General features: G+C 59.1%; 21 protein-coding genes. 10 read left to right on the top strand and 11 right to left on the bottom strand.

What is annotated here, in order from left to right:
- Window positions 1–88 precede the first annotated feature (88 nt).
- From AB7M29_RS29625 to AB7M29_RS29640, 4 genes are all read right to left on the bottom strand, one after another.
- Window positions 89–907: a M48 family metallopeptidase gene (locus AB7M29_RS29625; protein ID WP_217858833.1), complete on the bottom strand. Its 819-nt coding sequence runs from the start codon at window positions 905–907 to the stop codon at window positions 89–91.
- Between the two features lie 229 nt (window positions 908–1,136).
- Entirely contained in the window at window positions 1,137–1,760 is a 624-nt protein-coding gene (locus tag AB7M29_RS29630) for an SOS response-associated peptidase (protein ID WP_038981601.1), read from the bottom strand.
- A gap of 35 nt (window positions 1,761–1,795) precedes the next feature.
- Window positions 1,796–2,056 carry a putative signal transducing protein gene (locus AB7M29_RS29635; protein WP_038981600.1) on the bottom strand — a complete coding sequence of 87 codons (261 nt, stop codon included), beginning with the start codon at window positions 2,054–2,056 and terminating at the stop codon, window positions 1,796–1,798.
- 6 nt (window positions 2,057–2,062) lie between these two features.
- Window positions 2,063–2,245 (bottom strand): CPXCG motif-containing cysteine-rich protein, encoded by a 183-nt coding sequence (locus AB7M29_RS29640; protein WP_052967976.1) that lies wholly within the window; start codon window positions 2,243–2,245, stop codon window positions 2,063–2,065.
- Window positions 2,246–2,387: 142 nt separating this feature from the next.
- Here AB7M29_RS29640 and AB7M29_RS29645 point away from each other — a divergent pair, with 142 nt between their 5' ends.
- Window positions 2,388–3,551 carry a 1-acyl-sn-glycerol-3-phosphate acyltransferase gene (locus AB7M29_RS29645; RefSeq protein ID WP_217858835.1) on the top strand — a complete coding sequence of 388 codons (1,164 nt, stop codon included), beginning with the start codon at window positions 2,388–2,390 and terminating at the stop codon, window positions 3,549–3,551.
- A 225-nt stretch (window positions 3,552–3,776) separates the two neighbouring features.
- Here AB7M29_RS29645 and AB7M29_RS29650 read toward each other — a convergent pair whose 3' ends face one another.
- Window positions 3,777–4,055: a hypothetical protein gene (locus AB7M29_RS29650; protein WP_454248583.1), complete on the bottom strand. Its 279-nt coding sequence runs from the start codon at window positions 4,053–4,055 to the stop codon at window positions 3,777–3,779.
- A gap of 193 nt (window positions 4,056–4,248) precedes the next feature.
- Between AB7M29_RS29650 and AB7M29_RS29655 the strand changes: the two genes are divergently transcribed.
- The gene (locus AB7M29_RS29655) at window positions 4,249–4,455 is read left to right on the top strand and encodes a hypothetical protein (protein ID WP_007939788.1); all 207 of its coding nucleotides are present in this window, start codon (window positions 4,249–4,251) and stop codon (window positions 4,453–4,455) included.
- A gap of 129 nt (window positions 4,456–4,584) precedes the next feature.
- Here the strand turns inward: AB7M29_RS29655 and AB7M29_RS29660 are convergent, their stop codons facing one another.
- Window positions 4,585–5,169: a YajG family lipoprotein gene (locus tag AB7M29_RS29660; RefSeq protein WP_007905851.1), complete on the bottom strand. Its 585-nt coding sequence runs from the start codon at window positions 5,167–5,169 to the stop codon at window positions 4,585–4,587.
- 205 nt (window positions 5,170–5,374) lie between these two features.
- Between AB7M29_RS29660 and AB7M29_RS29665 the strand changes: the two genes are divergently transcribed.
- Both AB7M29_RS29665 and mqo read left to right on the top strand, forming a co-directional pair.
- A complete protein-coding gene (locus AB7M29_RS29665) occupies window positions 5,375–5,608 on the top strand; it encodes a hypothetical protein (protein WP_008012002.1) in 234 nt (77 codons plus the stop codon).
- Between the two features lie 740 nt (window positions 5,609–6,348).
- Entirely contained in the window at window positions 6,349–7,857 is a 1,509-nt protein-coding gene (gene mqo / locus AB7M29_RS29670; RefSeq protein ID WP_217858837.1) for a malate dehydrogenase (quinone), read from the top strand.
- 115 nt (window positions 7,858–7,972) lie between these two features.
- Here the strand turns inward: mqo and AB7M29_RS29675 are convergent, their stop codons facing one another.
- Both AB7M29_RS29675 and AB7M29_RS29680 read right to left on the bottom strand, forming a co-directional pair.
- Window positions 7,973–8,260 carry a PA4642 family protein gene (locus tag AB7M29_RS29675; RefSeq protein WP_052965776.1) on the bottom strand — a complete coding sequence of 96 codons (288 nt, stop codon included), beginning with the start codon at window positions 8,258–8,260 and terminating at the stop codon, window positions 7,973–7,975.
- 63 nt (window positions 8,261–8,323) lie between these two features.
- Entirely contained in the window at window positions 8,324–8,809 is a 486-nt protein-coding gene (locus tag AB7M29_RS29680; protein ID WP_217858838.1) for a hypothetical protein, read from the bottom strand.
- A gap of 151 nt (window positions 8,810–8,960) precedes the next feature.
- Here AB7M29_RS29680 and dauA point away from each other — a divergent pair, with 151 nt between their 5' ends.
- Window positions 8,961–10,682: a C4-dicarboxylic acid transporter DauA gene (gene dauA / locus AB7M29_RS29685; protein WP_454248584.1), complete on the top strand. Its 1,722-nt coding sequence runs from the start codon at window positions 8,961–8,963 to the stop codon at window positions 10,680–10,682.
- Window positions 10,683–10,782: 100 nt separating this feature from the next.
- Here dauA and AB7M29_RS29690 read toward each other — a convergent pair whose 3' ends face one another.
- Window positions 10,783–11,340: a hypoxanthine-guanine phosphoribosyltransferase gene (locus AB7M29_RS29690; protein WP_052965782.1), complete on the bottom strand. Its 558-nt coding sequence runs from the start codon at window positions 11,338–11,340 to the stop codon at window positions 10,783–10,785.
- 175 nt (window positions 11,341–11,515) lie between these two features.
- Here AB7M29_RS29690 and upp point away from each other — a divergent pair, with 175 nt between their 5' ends.
- A complete protein-coding gene (gene upp, locus AB7M29_RS29695; protein ID WP_454248585.1) occupies window positions 11,516–12,154 on the top strand; it encodes a uracil phosphoribosyltransferase in 639 nt (212 codons plus the stop codon).
- Between the two features lie 2 nt (window positions 12,155–12,156).
- Window positions 12,157–13,431, top strand: a complete 1,275-nt coding sequence (locus tag AB7M29_RS29700; RefSeq protein ID WP_454248586.1) for a uracil-xanthine permease family protein — start codon at window positions 12,157–12,159, stop codon at window positions 13,429–13,431.
- A 101-nt stretch (window positions 13,432–13,532) separates the two neighbouring features.
- On the opposite strand, the gene hemH is transcribed toward AB7M29_RS29700, so the two are convergent.
- Both hemH and AB7M29_RS29710 read right to left on the bottom strand, forming a co-directional pair.
- Window positions 13,533–14,558, bottom strand: coding sequence for a ferrochelatase (gene hemH / locus AB7M29_RS29705; protein ID WP_454248587.1), 1,026 nt, complete (start codon window positions 14,556–14,558; stop codon window positions 13,533–13,535).
- 8 nt (window positions 14,559–14,566) lie between these two features.
- The gene (locus tag AB7M29_RS29710; RefSeq protein WP_454248588.1) at window positions 14,567–15,475 is read right to left on the bottom strand and encodes a TIGR01777 family oxidoreductase; all 909 of its coding nucleotides are present in this window, start codon (window positions 15,473–15,475) and stop codon (window positions 14,567–14,569) included.
- A gap of 196 nt (window positions 15,476–15,671) precedes the next feature.
- On the opposite strand from AB7M29_RS29710, the gene AB7M29_RS29715 reads away from it, so the two are divergent.
- The 3 genes from AB7M29_RS29715 to AB7M29_RS29725 all read left to right on the top strand — a co-directional run bounded on the left by AB7M29_RS29715 (window position 15,672) and on the right by AB7M29_RS29725 (window position 18,713).
- Window positions 15,672–16,658: an NAD(P)/FAD-dependent oxidoreductase gene (locus tag AB7M29_RS29715; protein WP_454248589.1), complete on the top strand. Its 987-nt coding sequence runs from the start codon at window positions 15,672–15,674 to the stop codon at window positions 16,656–16,658.
- A gap of 154 nt (window positions 16,659–16,812) precedes the next feature.
- The gene (locus tag AB7M29_RS29720) at window positions 16,813–17,772 is read left to right on the top strand and encodes a YbgA family protein (protein ID WP_454248590.1); all 960 of its coding nucleotides are present in this window, start codon (window positions 16,813–16,815) and stop codon (window positions 17,770–17,772) included.
- A complete protein-coding gene (locus AB7M29_RS29725; RefSeq protein WP_201062292.1) occupies window positions 17,772–18,713 on the top strand; it encodes a MerR family transcriptional regulator in 942 nt (313 codons plus the stop codon). Before AB7M29_RS29720 ends, AB7M29_RS29725 begins: the two co-directional genes overlap by 1 nt.
- The last annotated feature ends 29 nt before the right edge of the window (window positions 18,714–18,742 follow it).

Below are 18,742 nucleotides of genomic sequence, written 5' to 3' on the forward strand. Positions count from 1 at the left end.
GGTGTGAACACAAGTTTTGTGTACACCAAAAACTCACTGTGGGAGCGGGCTTGCTCGCGAAGGCGTCAGTAACCTCACCCGATAATTATCAGGATTTCGGTGCTTTCTCGTACAACGGCATCACCTTCGGAATCGCCGCCTGCAAGGCAGAAATCCGACTGGCCGACGCCGGGTGAGTGCTCAAGAATTCTGGCGGCGCGCCATTCGAGGCTTTGCTCATCTTGTTCCACAGGGTGATCGCGGCGTTCGGGTTGTACCCGGCGCGGGCAGCCAATTCGAGGCCGATCAAGTCTGCTTCGTTTTCATTGCTGCGACTGTTGGGCAAGGTCATGCCGTATTGGGCTACGGTGTCCGCCAGGGCCAGGCTGCCCTCGCCCAGACCGAACAACGCACCGGCGCCCTGCTTGGCCATTTCGATACCATAAGCCTTGGACATCGCTTCACGACCGTGCTCGCGCAAGGCGTGAGCAATTTCATGGCCGATGATGGCGGCGATTTCGTCGTCGGTGAGTTGCAGCTTGTCGATCAGCCCGGAGTAGAAAATGATCTTGCCGCCAGGCCCGCAGGAGGCATTCAGCTCGTCGCTCTTGATCAGGTTCACTTCCCATTGCCACTGGGCCGAATCCGGCCGGAACACCGGCGCCTGGGCAATCAGCCGCTTGGAGATCGCCTGAACGCGCTTCGCATCGTTACTGGTTTTGTCCAGCACCCCTTTGCTGTTCGCCTCCCCGACGGTCTTTTGATAAGACTGGGCGTACATCTGATTGACCTCGGAGGTCGACAACATGCTGAACATGTACTGCTTGCGCTCAACCCCTACGGCGCCACCGCTGGTGGTGTTGACCGACTGACAACCGGCGAGCAGCAAACCTGCGCTCAGTGCACACAAAACCAATGTCTTATTCATCAAGAAGCTCCCTGGAAACATGCCGGGTATCCTAGGTGGGGATTTGTATCGGCGCCAGATACAACGGACGTGTAGCACGCACTTTCGTATAAGACTCTTCAACCCAAGATAAATTTCACAGCACGCCACGGCCGAACATAGGTCCGCAATGACTCATTCAAGTTTTGTGAACGCCACAAATCCCTGTGGGAGCTGGCTTGCCCGCGATGACGTCAGCCCAGACAACAGATCAGCCGGGCGTCAAACACTCCGGCCCATTGAGCTTCGGATCATTCACCAGGTTCGCCAACACCCGCTCACGCAACGCCGCGGGCTCACTGGCCAGCAACGCCTGCAAGGCATGCAACGGGGTTTCGGGGTTGAGCCAGGCTTCCTGCCCCGCCGCATCGAGAATCAACGGTCGACGCTGACTCGAAGCCGGCTGGGTGATCACCGCCGTGCTCAACCACACCTGCTCCTGCACCGGATACGCCTCCCAAATCGCCGCGAAGAACAGCGCCGAACCCTCCCCCGGGGTCAACCAGTACGGACGTTTACGGGTGGTGCCGCGCCACTCGTAGAAACCATTGGCTGGCAGCAGGCAACGACGCAGGCGCAAGGCTTCGCGAAACATCGGTTGTTCGGCAACGGTTTCGGCGCGGGCATGGGCCGGAGTGCGGGACAGGTCGGTCAGCCACGGCGGCGTCAGGCCCCAGCGGGCGCGGGCCAACTCACGTTGCCCGTCAGCGCCGGCACGCAGCATCAACACCGAATCGTTGGGGGAGATATTCCACTGGGCCTGCTGATCGGCGGGGAATCCGGGCAGGGCCGCGAAAGCGGGGTTCCAGCGAAACAGGGCATAACGTCCACACATGGGGCAATACGACTCTTGATCAAACGAACGTCAGCCTAACAGACCAGCGTGCCGGGAAAACTGTCCGGTTCATCACCGGACAGCGGCAGCGCGGCATTGTACGCGGTGATCAGCTCCCGGGCGTATTCGGCCTGATCATTATCGACCGATAAGCCCAGCAGGCCGAACATCGGCAACTCCCCGGTGCCGCCGACCAAATCACGCCCAACCAGGTGCGCCTCGATGCCCTCACTGGCGAGCATGCCTTGCAGCAACTCGCCCTCCATCAGGTTTTCCGGTTCGTAGATGCGCTGCATAGACCCTCACTCGTTTTCGCTGTGAACTTCGAGCAACCATTCATGACCGTCAGTCTGCAAAACAAAAGTAATGGGACGGCAACACACAGGACAATCTTCGATATAGGTCTGATCGCCGCCGGACAAGTCCAGAACAGCCTCGACCTCTTCACCGCAATATGGACATTCATAGCGCTCGGTTTCCAGCATCGCGGTCTCCCGGGTGACTTGTGCGTATAATCGCCGGTCTATTTGCAGGGCTATTTTCGTCTGGCTACCTTTTCAGACCGTGCCCCGTTGGTTTTTTATCAAAACCTTTACTTACCCTAGCCGTTTCTAACAAGAGAGCATGATGGGCGAATTCGATGCCATCCGACCTTACGACGACAGCGAAGTCCCGGCAGTACTGAACCGGTTACTTGGTGACAAGGCGTTTCTAGATATCCTCATCCACTTCCGCTTCCCGCGCTATGCCGGTGCCTTCGGCTGGATGCTCAAACCTCTTATAGCGCATCGGCTGCGCCGTGAGTTCGCCGGCATCACGTCGGTGGCCACCTTGCAGGACAAAGTCGAGTTTTACGTCGACCACACCATCGAGCGCGCCACGGACGGGGTGACCTACACCGGCGTGGAGCAATTCAAGTCCGGCAGCGCCTACCTGTTCATCGCCAACCACCGCGACATTGTGATGGACCCGGCCTTCGTCAACTACGCCGTGTACCACGCCGGCCTGCCGACCCCGCGCATTGCCATTGGCGACAACCTGCTGCAAAAGCCTTTTGTCAGCGATTTGATGCGCCTGAACAAGAGCTTCATCGTGCACCGCTCGATCACCGGTCGCCGGGAAAAAATGGCGGCGTATCAGCTGTTGTCGGCGTACATCAACCACTCGATCCGCAACGACTGCGCCTCGATCTGGATCGCCCAGGCTGAAGGCCGAGCCAAGGACGGCGACGACCGCACCGAGTCGGCGATCCTCAAGATGTTCCACATGAGCCGCAAGGACGAGCCGTTTGGCGAAGTCATCCGCTCGCTGAACCTCACCCCGGTGTCGATCAGCTACGAATACGACCCGTGCGACCAGGCCAAGGCCCGCGAGCTGTACATCCGCGCCACCACCGGCAGCTACTCCAAGGTGCCGGGCGAGGATGACGTCAGCATCGCCAAAGGCATCACCGGTTACAAAGGCCGGGTCCACGTGAACTTCGCCGCGCCGATCACTGAACTGTTCGAAGACACCAAGCAATTGGCGATCGAAATGGACAAGCAGATCCTCAGCGGTTACCGGTTGTTCCCGGCGCACTACCTGGCGTATGCGCAGTGGAAAGACGCCGACCCGCAACTGCAGGTGCCGAAAGCGGCCGAGGTGTTTGCGGCGGACGAACTGGCCAAGGCTCAGGAAGAATGGCAGCGTCGGCTGGATGCCTGCCCTGAGGAGCATCGTCCGTATCTGGTGCTGCAATATGCGACGCCGGTGCGCAATCAGTATCGGGTGAAGGCCGGGTTGCCGCTGTAAGCGATTTTGGTTGGATACGACAACGGCGCCTTCGGGTGCCGTTTTTGTTTGTCTTGATGCGACAGGACAGTCAGGCACCTGTGGCGAGGGAGCTTGCTCCCGCCCGGCTGCATAGCAGTCGTAAAGTCAGTGCTCGCGATGTGTCGGACACAACAAGGGGTGGGTGGGGCCGCTTCGCAGCCCAGCGGGAGCAAGCTCCCTCGCCACAGGGGTCATGTCAGATCTTTAGACGCGAGTGCTGATCCACGACACCAGCAACGCCATCCCGAGGCAGGCGAAACCGAAGCGGTAGAAAAAACGGTTCATGCGCAAGGTCGCCCAATCCAGCGTTGGCTCTTCACTGGGACGACTTTGGCGTTGCGCTTCGATACTGGCCAAGGCGCGCTGTTCGCGACGACGCGTGGCGTGCAGTAACCAGCCGCCCGGGAAGGCGAACAGCAAGGCCAGCAAATTGATCAATTTGGCGGGATGAGCAGTAAAGAGCGAAATCAATTGCAGCGACATCACAAACCTCAGGCAAACCGGTGTAGCAGACGCCGGACCGACGACCACGGCGCGGATTCTACCGAAAGCGCTCCGACCTGCCCCGGCTTTCCGACAAATAACGAAACCATTTAGCCGATTACTGTCCTGTGTCACGGCGCCGTCATCTGAATCCGCCAGTCTGTCGCCCCTCGAAACCGACACGGACCCCGTCATGCTCCACGCCGAAAACCAGGACCGCCTCTACCTCATTGCCCAAAGCGACGAACAACAAACTTTAGTCGGCAGCCTCGCCTTCAACGTACAGGACCGGCATTGGCTGGTGTATTGCGCGCTGGGCGGGCATCAACATGCGGATTTGCCGGAGACGGATTTGCTGACGGGGGTGAGTGTTCTGGATTTTTATTCGGAGGCGGCTTGAGCGTCGTGTCGAAGCCTGCGCCACGCGCCTGATTCCTGAGCGAGCAGGTTCGCTCCACAATGAATCTGCGAACACAAAAAAACCCGGCGCCATCACTGACACCGGGTTCTTTAAACAAGCCGCAAACCGTTACTCGGCAAGCACCTGACCAATCGTCGGGTCCTTGAACAAGCGGGTCAACGCATCACTCAATACATCACTGACCAGCTTGGTATTGGTTTCCTGATTCGGCGCCATGCCAAAACGCTGATCCAGCGACGCACCGTAACGACCGCTGTAACGGCGGTTGGCATTCTGCACATCCGAACGGAACGTCGCGCCAATCGTTGCCTCAGTCACATACAGGCCTTCCTTGGGCGACTGATACTTCAGCTCGGCCAGTGTCACGGTCAATTGCGGTGCATTCAGCGCATTGGCCGTCGGGGTAAAGCCCAGCAAGCGCACGGCGGCTTCAGCCTGAGCCTGCAACTTCGGCAGAATCTGCGCGCCCTGCACAGTGATCGCACTGGTCTCCGGATACAGACCACCACGAGTCCCCAGCGTTGGCGACGGACGACCGTCCACCACACGCACCACCACCGGTTGTCCACGGCCGACCGGCGCCAGCTGAGCCGTCAGCTTGGGTTCCGGGTTCAGTTGTTGCGGGCTGTGGGCGCAGCCGACGAGGGTCAAACTGGTCACAGTGATCAAACCGAACAACAGGCGTTGCAACATGCTCTTCTCTCCAGAATCAGGCACAAACAGGCCCGCAGTATAGCGGTGCGCCACTGCGGCGAACTAGCGTCCAGCAACGATTACTGAAATCTCTGACAAACCCGGCACAGCGCGGTTCCTGTCACACATCTGTCACCGACCTTACACATGTACGTCATGGCTCACTGGCAACCTTCACAGCAGTCACCCCACAAGGTACTTTGCCATGCGTTTTCTCATCTCGATGTTCGCGCCACGTCCACTGCATCGCTGTTTTGCCCTGCTCGACCGCGATGGCCGTTGCCAGGCATTCAAACAGTGCAGCCTTCAGCCCATGGGCGATGGCTGGGTCGAAATCGAAGAAATCCGCCTCAACTGGCTGCACCATCCCCTGCCCGCCAGCGCCCGTGTCAGCCAGCGCCAGCCACGTGCGCGGGCGCAACAACTGTTGACCACCTGACCGGACGCCTAATAAAAGTCATTAAACACGACCATTTCCCTGCGTTTCTTCGTTACAATCTCCCCCCGATTATAAGGACGTCTCCTGATCGGGCCTCGCAGCATCGTTAATGCCTCGGTATTGACACCCCCGCACCGCCCACAGAGAGCCGCCCACACAGATCGAGTGAAGCTGGCGCGCTTGCTGTTCCCTAAGCAAAAACACCACTTTTCGCGAATCTGCAGAGCTGTCATTACGCTCGGTCACTGAGCTGTTTGCCCGTTTTGCTTGTCATGTATCCCATGGCGGCAATCCATCCGGGCACGGTGCCAGGCTGGGACAGCCCTTTTTTGAGGTTCACGTCTTCAAAAGAGCGTGAAAAAAACGGGTTTTCACAACTTCACAAGAGTGTGGCGAGCAAATGAATAGTTTTGCGTCTGAACATGCACCATTAGCGTCTACAACAGCCCAACGACACAGGACCGAGTATTCCTCGAACACCGGAGCCTGAAGCCTGTCCGCTACGGATTTGGTTGCACAAACGGATGTCTCGACCATAAGTCGAATTGCCAGCCGCGCGCCGAAATGAGTTCATGTGACTCTTGAGGCCAGGCCGCATGCATCCGTCGAAGTTGCGAAAAATTGCGAAGATTCGGACATGGCGATCCTGGCCATGGGTACCTGGGGCATCACTGACACGCCCCGTCACTCCTGGCAGCTATGCCGACAATTTGGTGCTGCAGATTTTGGAGACGCGTTAAATGGCGCATAACGAAGCAGTCGACGTAGTACTGGTTGGGGCCGGCATCATGAGTGCCACCCTTGCGGTACTGCTCAAAGAGCTCGACCCCGCGATCAAGCTGGAAGTCGTCGAGCTGATGGATTCCGGTGCCGCGGAAAGTTCCAATCCGTGGAACAACGCCGGTACCGGTCACGCCGGGCTGTGTGAGCTGAACTACACGCCACAGGCCGCCGACGGCACCGTCGACATCAAGAAAGCCGTGCACATCAACACCCAGTTCGAGGTGTCGAAGCAGTTCTGGTCCTACCTGACCAAGAAAGGCACATTCGGCTCGTGCAAGTCATTCATCAGCCCGGTGCCGCACCTGAGCTTCGTGCAGGGCGACGACGGCGTCTCCTTCCTCAAGGAACGTTTCAAGACGCTGAGCAAGCACCACGCCTTCTCGGACATGGAATACACCGAAGACAAGGCCACCATGGCCGAGTGGATGCCGTTGATGATGCCGGGCCGCCCGGCTGACGAAGTCGTCGCCGCCACCCGCGTGATGAACGGCACCGACGTCAACTTCGGCGCCCTGACCAACCAATTGCTCAAGCACCTGACCAGCGCACCCGATGCCCAGGTCAAGTACTGCAAGCGCGTGACTGGCCTGAAGCGTAACAACGGTGGCTGGACCGTCAGCATCAAGGACGTCAACAGCGGCAATAGCCGTGACGTCGATGCGAAATTCGTGTTCCTCGGCGCTGGTGGTGCGGCACTGCCACTGTTGCAAGCTTCGGGTATCGAAGAAAGCAAAGGCTTCGGCGGTTTCCCGATTAGCGGCCAATGGCTGCGTTGCGATAACCCGGAAGTGGTCAAGCACCACCAGGCCAAGGTCTACAGCCAGGCTGCGGTAGGTTCGCCACCGATGTCCGTGCCGCACCTGGACACCCGCGTGGTCGATGGCAAGAAGTCCCTGCTGTTCGGACCTTACGCCGGTTTCACCACCAAGTTCCTCAAGCACGGTTCGTTCATGGACCTGCCGATGTCAGTCCGCGCCGGCAACATCGGCCCGATGCTGGCCGTGGCCAAAAACAACATGGACCTGACCAAGTACCTGGTCAGCGAAGTGATGCAGTCGATGGAACAGCGCCTGGAATCCCTGCGTCGCTTCTATCCGCTGGCGAAAGCCGAAGACTGGCGCCTGGAAGTGGCCGGCCAACGGGTGCAGATCATCAAGAAAGACCCGAAGAAAGGCGGCGTTCTGCAGTTCGGTACCGAACTGGTCGCAGCCAAGGACGGTTCTCTTGCCGCCCTGCTCGGCGCTTCACCAGGCGCTTCGGTGACTGTTTCGATCATGCTTGAGCTGATCGAAAAATGTTTCCCGAACAAAGCGTCCAGTGAATGGGCTGCCAAGCTGGCAGAAATCTTCCCGGCTCGGGAAAAGGTTCTGGAAACCGACGCTGCGCTGTATCGCAAGATCAATGCGCACAACAACGTCGCGCTGGAACTGGTTGAAGCCAGTAACGAGACCGAAAGCTACGCTTGATTCGGCCGCATAAAAAACGCCCCGTCCTCATTGAAGGCGGGGCGTTTTTTTATGGATCTTCGTCAGTCTTGGAAAAAGATCGCAGGCTGCGATCTTTTGATCCTGGTCTTTTGATCTAACCGCGAGCCTTGTTGATCAGCTCGATGTATTCCGCCGCGTTGCGCTGATCCTTGATCAGGGCGACGAAGTCATTGCCGTGCTCATCCTTGCCATCCAGGTCATAGCCGGCTTCAACAAAGAATGTCAGAAAACGCTCGAAGTCATCGATGCGCAGGCCACGGTACGCCTTGATCAGTTTGTGCAGCGACGGTGAAGTGGCGTCGACCGGCTCAAAATCGAGGAACAGCTTGATCTGCTCATCGCCGATCTCGTCACCAATCACTTGCTTCTTATCTTTACGCATTGCCGACTCCAGCTCGCAGACATTTCACGGGGCGGGCAGTTTACCCCTGCGCAGGCGCCAGGCTCAACGCGGACGAACGCTGCCTGTGTGCAAATCGGCCCAGATATGGCCGTTGGCGTAACTGAGGAACTGGCAATACACCGTGTCATTGCGCAACAAGTCGATCACCACCCGGTACTGAGCCAACGGGTAATAGAGCGTCAGGGTTTTGCTTTTTTCATCGTAGATCGGTTTTTTCAGGCTTTTGCTTTCGCCATCGAAGTTGACCAGCACCTGGCTGATGGTCGCGCCCTTGTTCAAGGATTTGCCCTTGAGGCGGATCAGCAATGGCGATGTGACCGGGATCGGCTGTTGGTTGGACTGGCGCTGACTGCCGATCACTACCGAATACTCAGTGATCTGCAACAGTTGCTGCTGCTCGGGTTCGGCGTCACGCAGAGTCAGGTCGTCCGGGGGCAAAAACTGCGCATGCATCGGCGACGGGGTGGCGGCCAGGGGCAGGCTGACGGTCAGCAACAGGGCGGCGCAGCTGCGGATCAAAAGGCTCATGGATGGCTCCGGGGGCGGGGCCGAGCACTCTAGCATGAGGATCTACCCGGCGAATCACCGATCCAGGTCAATACTCTGGAAGACAAGGCTGGGCATACTGAAAGAGCTTTCAGCCCCATTTCGACAGTGCACCCTCTGTTGTGGAGTACCTATGTCATTCTCCATGCCCCCGTTATTCGCCGCCTGGCGTCAGACTTGGCGCGCAGGTTATAGCCTCAGACGTTTGCGCGGCGATATCAGCGCCGGGGTGACGGTCGGGATTATCGCCATCCCTCTGGCCATGGCCCTGGCGATTGCGGTGGGGGTAGCGCCCCAGCAAGGTCTGTATACGGTGCTGATCGCCGCGCCCCTGATCGCTCTGACGGGAGGTTCGCGCTTCAATGTCAGCGGGCCAACTGCCGCATTCGTGGTGATACTGCTGCCGATCACGCAACAATATGGCCTGGGTGGCCTACTGCTCTGCACCATGCTAGCCGGGGCAATCCTGATTGCCTTGGGGCTGATTCGGGCCGGACGGCTGATTCAGTACATCCCTTATCCAGTGACCCTGGGCTTTACCGCCGGGATCGGCATTGTCATCGCCACCCTTCAATTAAAGGATTTGCTGGGCCTGAGTACCACCGGGCATGCCGAACATTACATCGAGCAATTAGGCGGGCTGCTCCAGGCGTTACCCAGCGCTCGTCTAGGGGACGGGATCATCGGTGTCATGTGCCTGGCGGTGCTGATCGTCTGGCCGCGTTTTGTGCCGAGGATTCCGGGGCATTTAGTGGCGCTGGCCGTCGGCGCATTGCTGGGGGTGGCACTGGAAAGCGGCGGGTTACCGGTTGCGACGCTGGGGGAGCGCTTCAGCTATATCGTCGATGGCGTCAGCCATCCCGGCATACCGCCGTTTCTACCGAGCTTCGATTGGCCGTGGAATCTGCCGGGGCCCTACGGCCAGCCGCTGCACCTGTCTTACGACCTGATCCGCCAATTAATGGCGCCTGCCTTTGCCATCGCCATGCTCGGTGCCATCGAATCATTGTTGTGCGCGGTGGTGGCCGACGGCATGACGGGCAGCAAACACGACCCCAATGCCGAGCTTCTGGGTCAAGGTCTGGGTAACCTGGTCGCACCGCTGTTCGGCGGCATTACCGCCACCGCGGCGATCGCCCGTAGCGCCACCAACGTGCGCAGCGGGGCTTTTTCGCCATTAGCGGCGATTATCCACAGTGCGGTGGTGTTGCTGGCGATACTCGTCCTCGCTCCCCTGTTCAGCTACTTGCCGATGGCGGCGCTGGCGGCACTGCTGGTGATGGTGGCGTGGAACATGAGCGAAGCCCGGCACGTCGTGCACACCTTGCGCATTGCACCACGCAGCGATGTGCTGGTCTTGCTGACCTGCCTGAGCCTGACGGTGCTGTTCGACATGGTGCTGGCCGTCGCCGTCGGCCTGCTGCTGGCCGCCGGTTTGTTCATCAAACGCATGAGCGACCTCACGGACACCGCCGAACTGCCTCGCGAGTTCCATCAAGCCTTGCAGGATATGCCGGAGCATGTTCGTTGCTATGCGATACGCGGGCCGCTGTTTTTCGGCGCGGCGGAAAAAGCCCTGGGCGTGCTGCGCAAATTCAGCCCGGAGGTCAAAGTGGTGATCGTCGAGATGAGTGCCGTGCCCATGCTGGACATGACGGCGCTGGCGGCCTTCGACAATATCCTCAGGGATTACCGCACCGACGGCATCGGCCTGATTCTGGTCGGAACTGCTCCACGGGTACGCCTGAAACTCAGACGCGCGGGCATCCATCGGGAACAGCGCAAATTGGCCTACGTGAATAATCTGGAACAGGCTCGACGCAAAAGCGAACGCTGGCTTGCCGGACAGGACTGAGCGCGCAGTTCAAGCAAACTGCGCACGCATCCTGATGTGAGGCCTTATATTCAAGCCTCAACGCGCCTGACGGCAAATCGCCCCCAGACCGTCATCCTGTTTACATGCCTTTAACGGCAAAAATCCCGTTGGCGTTACGCCAGTAGCCTTTGTAGTCCATACCGTAACCGAAGATGTAACGGTCGATGCACGGCAGGCCGACGAAATCGGCTTTCAGGTCCGGACGAGCCTTGCGGTCGTGGTCCTTGTCGATCAGCACGGCGGTGTGCACAGCGCGGGCGCCGGCGTGTTTGCAGAAGTCGATGATCGCGCCCAGGGTGTGACCTTCATCGAGGATGTCATCGATGATCAGTACGTCACGGTCAATGAACGAGACTTCCGGCTTGGCTTTCCAGAACAGGTCGCCGCCGCTGGTTTCGTTGCGATAACGGGTGGCGTGCAGGTAGGACGCTTCCAGCGGGAAGTTCAGATGCGTCAGCAGCTTGCCGGAGAAAATCAGCCCGCCGTTCATCACGCAGAACACCACCGGGTTACGTTCAGCCAGCTGATCGTTGATTTGTGCACCGACGCGGGCGATGGCCGCCTCGACTTCAGCTTCGGTGTACAGGCAGTCAGCCTCTCGCATGATTTGACGGATATGCTCGAGATCAGCGGACATGGCGCTCTCCTGGGGGTGGTAACGGGGGGACTAAGTGAGGAAAAGCGGGCAAAGGTACGCATCAAGCGAGGCCAGATCAAGCGTTTGTGGACTAACGTTCTGAATGTCTATAGGACAACACCCTCGGATAGATTAATCTAGGCCGGTTTTTTTGCCCGCCGCCGGAGCCTTTCCCATGCCCATTTTCGAGATCCGCCATCCGCTGATCCGTCACAAACTTGGCCTTATGCGCCGCGCCGACATTAGCACGAAGAATTTCCGTGAGCTCGCTCAGGAAGTCGGTGCCCTGCTGACCTATGAAGCCACCAAAGACCTGCCACTGGAAAGCTACGACATCGAAGGCTGGTGCGGCACGGTGTCGGTGGAGAAAATCGCCGGCAAGAAAATTACCGTGGTGCCGATCCTGCGTGCCGGTATCGGCATGCTCGAAGGCGTGCTGAGCCTGATCCCGGGCGCCAAAGTCAGCGCCGTGGGCGTAGCCCGCAACGAACAAACCCTGCAGGCCCACACCTACCTGGAAAAACTGGTGCCGGAAATCGACGAACGCCTGGCGATGATCATCGACCCGATGCTCGCCACCGGCAGCTCCATGGTCGCCACCATTGATTTGCTGAAAAAGGCCGGCTGCAAGGACATCCGCGCGATGGTCCTGGTGGCCGCCCCTGAAGGCATCGCCGCTGTGGGGAAGGCTCACCCGGACGTGACCATCTACACCGCCTCCATTGACCAGAAACTGAACGAACACGGTTACATCATCCCGGGCTTGGGCGATGCCGGTGACAAGATCTTCGGCACCAAGCAGAAGGACGCTTGAGCATGCAGCAAGCGTTCAACGATCCGCTCTGGCGCACAGTGCTATCGGGTGCGCAGATGCTGTTCGTGGCCTTTGGCGCGCTGGTGTTGATGCCGTTGATTACCGGCCTCGACCCGAATGTGGCGCTGTTCACCGCAGGCCTTGGGACGATTCTGTTCCAGATCGTCACCGGGCGTCAGGTGCCGGTATTTCTCGCCTCGAGCTTTGCCTTCATCACGCCGATCATTCTCGCCAAGGGCCAGTTTGGCCTGGCGGCGACCATGGGCGGTGTGATGGCGGCTGGTTTCGTCTACACCTTCCTCGGCCTTGCCGTGAAGATCAAAGGCACCGGCTTCATCGACCGCCTGCTGCCACCGGTGGTGATTGGCCCGGTGATCATCGCCATCGGTCTGGCCATGGCGCCGATCGCCGCCAACATGGCGATGGGCAAGGCCGGTGACGGCACCGAGCTGATTCCTTATCAGACGGCGATGTTGATCTCGATGCCGGCGCTGCTGACCACCCTGATTGTCGCGGTGTTCGGCAAAGGTATATTCCGCCTGGTGCCGATCATCTCCGGTGTGCTGGTGGGTTTTGCCATGGCGTTCTATTTCGGGGTAGTCGACACCGCAAAGATTGCTGCTGCACCGTGGTTCGCGATTCCACAGTTCACGGCGCCGGAATTCAACTGGCAGGCGATTCTGTTCATCGTTCCGGTAGCCCTGGCCCCGGCCATCGAGCACATCGGCGGCGTGATCGCGGTCGGTAGCGTGACCGGTCGCGATTACCTGAAAAAACCCGGCCTGCACCGCACCCTGCTCGGCGATGGCATTGCCACCACCGCCGCCGGACTGTTTGGCGGCCCACCCAACACCACCTACGCCGAGGTGACTGGCGCGGTGATGCTGACCAAAAACTACAACCCGAAAATCATGACCTGGGCGGCTATCTTTGCGATCAGCCTGGCGTTCATCGGCAAGTTCGGCGCCCTGCTGCAAAGCATACCGGTGCCGGTGATGGGCGGGATTCTGTGTCTGCTGTTCGGTTCGATTGCGGCGGTGGGGATGAACACAATGATTCGCCACAAGATCGACCTGGCCGAAGCACGCAATCTGGTGATTGTTTCGGTGACGCTGGTGTTCGGGATTGGTGGCGTGCTGGTCGGCACAGGAACCGGCCCGGACGATTTCGGCCTCAAAGGCATCGCGCTGTGCGCGGTGGTGGCGATTGCGCTGAACCTGTTGCTGCCGGGCCATGACAGCTGGAAGCACAAGAAGGCGGAAGAGCCGCTGATCTAAGCAGGTCTCAAGAACGCCATCGCGGGCAAGTCGGACCGCCGCACCGCCGCTCCCACAAGGTCAGCGTAATACCTGTGGGAGCGGGCTTGCCCGCGATGCTTTTAAAGCGCCAACGGCGCTCTTTCACACAATGCGTTCAACGCCTTGGCCCATTGCGGATCATCGTTGAGGCACGGCACCAGCACCAACTCCTCCCCTCCCGCTTCGAGGAACTGCTCCTTCCCGCGATCACCAATCTCTTCCAGAGTTTCGATGCAATCGGCAACGAACGCCGGGCACATCACCAGGACTTTCTTCACGCCACTTTTGGCCAGCTCATCAAGGCGCGCTTCGGTGTAGGGTTCGATCCACTTGGCTCGCCCCAGACGCGACTGGAACGACACCGACCATTTGCCGTCCGGCAGGCCCAGGAGCCGGGCAAACTCTGACGCAGTGCGCAGGCATTGAGCGCGGTAGCAGGTGGCTAATACTTCCGATGACGCGTTCTGACAGCAATTATCGCTTTTGAAGCAATGGTGACCGGTGGGGTCGATCTTGGTCAGGTGCCGTTCCGGCAAACCATGAAAGCTCAGCAGCAGGTGATCGTAATCCAGCTGCAAATACGGCGTAGCGCTGGCCATCAGGGCGTCGAGGTATTCCGGCTGATCGTAGAACGGCTGGAGAATCGAGAACTGCACGTCGAGTTTCTTCTCCCGCACCACCCGCTTGGCTTCTTCGATCACCGTGGTCACAGTGCTGTCGGCGAACTGCGGATAGAGCGGCGCCAAAGTCACTTTTTTGTGCCCTTGGGCAGCCAGCCGCACCAGCGCGGATTCAATAGACGGCTCGCCGTAACGCATCGCCAGTTCCACCGGCCCGTGGGTCCACTGCGCGGTCATGGCCCGTTGCAGACGACGGCTGAGTACCACCAGTGGCGAGCCGTCCGCCCACCAGATCGACGCGTAAGCGTGAGCCGATTGCTCTGGCCGCTTGATCAGGATTAGCGACACCAGCAAACGCCGCACCGGCCACGGCAGGTCGATCACATACGGGTCCATCAGAAATTGATTGAGGTAGCTGCGCACATCCGCCACCGAGGTGGAAGCGGGTGAACCCAGGTTGACCAGAAGCAACGCGTGATCGGTCATGCAACGTCCTATTTCTTAAGGCGGCTGGACAGATCGTCCAACGCCGCGCGCAAATCGGTGAACTGGAAAGTGAAGCCCGCTTCCAGCAAGCGAGCCGGCATGGCCTTCTGGCCACCCAGCAGCAACAATGACAACTCGCCCAGGCCCACCTTCAACACGAGAGTCGGCATCGGCATGAACGCCGGACGATGCAACACGCTACCCAACGTTTGGGCGAATTCGCGATTGCGCACCGGCTTGGGCGCGCAGGCATTATATGGACCGCTGGCCTCATTGCGGTGCAGAAGAAAATCAATCAGGGCGATTTGATCCTTGATATGAATCCACGACATCCACTGCCGACCACTGCCGAGCGGCCCGCCCAGCCCCAGTTTGAACGGCAAGAGCAGCCGCGACAAAAAGCCGCCCTCGGCAGACAGCACCAACCCGGTACGAATGAGGATCACGCGAATGCCCAAGGCTTCGGCGCGCTGCGCGGTTTCCTCCCAGGCGACGCACAACTGGCTGGCGAAATCATCAATGACCGGTGGAGATTCTTCGGTCAACTCCCGCTCACCACCGTCGCCGTACCAACCGATCGCGGAGCCAGAAATCAATACCTGCGGTTTCTGCTCGCGGCTTTCGAGCCAAGAAAGTAGAGTTTCGGTCAGGGTGATCCGGCTGCTCCACAACAACGCTTTGCGTTTATGAGTCCAGAGCCGATCGGCAATCGGTGCCCCCGCGAGATTGATAATGGCATCCACCGGTTCTTGACCCAAGTCCTCAAGCCGTGCGATTCCACGAACCTGAGTGCCACAGACTTTGGCGACTTTGGCAGGCGTGCGACTCCAGATCGTCAGGCGATGTCCCTGGCTCAACCAGTGTCGGCAGAGTTGACGTCCTATCAAACCAGTACCGCCGGTCAGCAATATGTGCATGACATCTTCCTCGCGTGGCGTTTTACCCTGATCACTAGTCTATTTTTATAAGCAGGGATCTTTGGTATCGGGCAGGCTCTGTGCTTAACAATAGGCCAAGCTGTCAGAACGAGAACGCTAAAAGTTATACCAAAAAACAATATTGTACAGGTTTGAACCACGGCGTAGTCTGTACAGAAAGGTAAACGAGGCCCCTATGACTGTACCTATCGCAATCATCGGCACCGGCATCGCCGGACTCTCAGCCGCCCAGGCCCTTACGGAGGCCGGGCATGTCGTTCAACTTTTCGATAAAAGCCGCGGCAGTGGCGGACGCATGTCGAGCAAGCGCAGCGATGCGGGTGCTCTGGACATGGGCGCGCAATATTTCACTGCCCGCGACCGCCGCTTCGTCACTGAAGTCCAGCGCTGGCAAGCCAACGACTGGGTCGCCGTATGGACGCCGCAGCTCTATACCTTTCACGGCGGCCAGCTCAGGCCTTCGCCGGACGAACAGACCCGCTGGGTCGGCACGCCACGCATGAGCGCGATCACGCGCGGCCTGCTCGGTGATCTGGAGGCGCATTTCGCTTGCCGCATCACCGAGGTCTATCGCGGTGAAGAACATTGGCACCTGCAAGACGCCGAGGGTTTCACTCACGGTCCGTTCAGCCATGTCGTCATCGCCACACCCGCCCCTCAGGCAACCGCACTGCTGGCGACTGCACCGAAACTCGCCGGGGCTGCCGCCGGGGTCAAAATGGAACCCACCTGGGCCGTCGCGCTGGCGTTCGAAATACCGTTGGAAACCCCGATCGAAGGCTGCTTCGTACAGGACAGCCCCCTCGACTGGCTGGCGCGCAACCGCAGCAAACCGGGACGCGACACGACTCTCGACACTTGGGTGCTGCACGCCACGAGCGCCTGGAGCCGGCAGCATATCGACCTTCCCAGGGAAGCCGTGATCGAGCAATTGCACGGTGCCTTTGCCGAACTGCTGCACGACGCCATGCCTGCTCCAACCTTCAGCCTCGCTCACCGTTGGCTGTATGCCCGGCCGGCCAGCAGCCATGAATGGGGGGCCTTGGCCGATGCCGATCTGGGCCTTTATGTGTGCGGTGACTGGTGCCTGTCTGGCCGTGTCGAAGGTGCCTGGCTCAGTGGTCAGGAAGCAGCCCGCCGGCTGCATGAACACCTGCAGTGAATTGAATCAAGTCCAGCCTATCGCTGCTGTCGACATGGGCAGCAGCCCCGCAAAAACCTATACAAAAAATTTGACTTGTACACCTTTGAATCTATGATGAAGTCATGTTGTACAGACCTAATAATCTGTACAGATCTGGATTCGAGGCGCTCCGATGCCCCCTACAGTCATGAAACCCAAAATCGCCATCAGCGCCTGCCTGATGGGAGCCGAAGTGCGTTACAACGGCGGGCACAAAGCATCACAGCTGTGCAGCATTACCCTCACCGATTATTTCGATTTCCTCCCGGTGTGCCCGGAAGTCGCCATTGGCCTGGGTATCCCTCGCCAACCAATCCGTCTGGTCGGCAACCCTGCACATCCGGAGGCTGTCGGTACGATCAACCCGCAGATCAACGTCACCCAGCCGCTGGCCGAGTACGGTCAAAAAATGGCGATGGAGCTGGGCGACATCTGTGGCTATATCTTCATGCAGAAATCCCCTTCGTGCGGGCTGGAACGGGTCAAGGTCTACCACGACAATGGCGCGCCAGTGGACGGCGGTAGCCGTGGTATCTACGCCCAAGCCTTCTGTGCGCTGCACCCTGATCTACCGGTGGAAGAAGACGGCCGCCTCAACGACCCGGTGCTGCGGGAAAACTTCCTCACCCGCGTGTTCGCCTACAGCGCCTGGCAGCAGTTGCTGCACACAGGCCTGACCCGGCGCAGCCTCACTGACTTTCACTCGCGCTACAAATACCTGTTGATGGCCCACAACCCAGTGCAATACAAAACCCTGGGCAACTTGCTGGGCAACATGGGTCAGTCCGATCTCGAAGAGCTCGGCCCGCGCTATTTCAGCGAGCTGATGGCGGCCCTGAAAAAATGCGCCACACGCCGCACCCACACCAATGTGCTGCAGCACCTCAGCGGCTATCTCAAACAAGTCATCAGCCCTGAAGACAAACAGGAAGTGCAGCACCTCATCGGCCAGTATCGCCAGGGAATCGTGCCGCTGGTGGTGCCATTGACGTTGCTCAAACACTACTTTCGCCAACACCCGGATCCATACATTGCGCAACAGGTTTACCTGCAACCGCACCCGGAAAACCTCAGCCTGCGAAACGCGATTTAATGAAAAATCCACCGGACACCAGCGCCAGCGAAGACCTTGGCAGCGACTTCAAGAAAGCCCTGGACGCTGGTTGGCTGCCCATTCGTGAAGTGGCCCGGCAGACCGGGGTCAATGCCGTCACCTTGCGCGCCTGGGAACGGCGCTATGGGTTGATCGTGCCTCAGCGTACGCCCAAGGGACATCGGCTGTTCTGTGCCGAACATGTTCAACGGATCCTGACGATCCTCACTTGGCTCAATCGCGGCGTGGCTGTCAGCCAGGTCAAACAACTGCTCGACACGCCTCAGGGGCTTACCGATCCCATCGGGAACGATTGGCTGGTGCTACGCCAGACGTTGCTGCAAGCGGTCACTCAGCTGGCCGAACGCACCCTTGATGACACGGTGAATCAGGCGATGGCGCTGTATCCGCCACGCACCTTGTGTGAAAAATTGTTGATGCCGTTGCTGGCGGAACTGGAACAACGCTGGCAAGGCCAGTTCGGCGCGCAGATGGAGCGGGTGTTTGTTTATTCCTGGTTGCGCAGCAAATTCGGCGCGAGGATCTACCATAACAACCGTCAGTTACGCACCGCGCCGCTGCTGCTGATCAATCACTCGGACCTGCCGCTGGAGCCTTATCTGTGGCTCACGGCCTGGCTGATCAGCAGCGTCGATTGCCCGGTGGAAGTCTTCGACTGGCCGCTCCCCGCTGGCGAACTTGCGCTGGCGGTCGATCACCTGCAAGCCCGCGGCGTACTGCTGTATTCCAGCAAAGCCATGAATCTTTCGCAGCTGACGAAACTTTTGAATGGCGTCAGCTGCCCAAAAATGATTGCCGGATCAACGGTGCGTATTCACCACACCGAGTTATCCGCAAGAACCGCCGCCATTGCTGACTTGTCCCTGGCCGAAGACCCGTTGTCGGCCCATCAGGGCCTGATTCAGCGTGGGCTCATTTAAATCGGATTTTTAATGGATCGCGCGGATAC

The sequence above is a fragment of the Pseudomonas sp. F-14 TE3623 genome, from assembly GCF_053629015.1.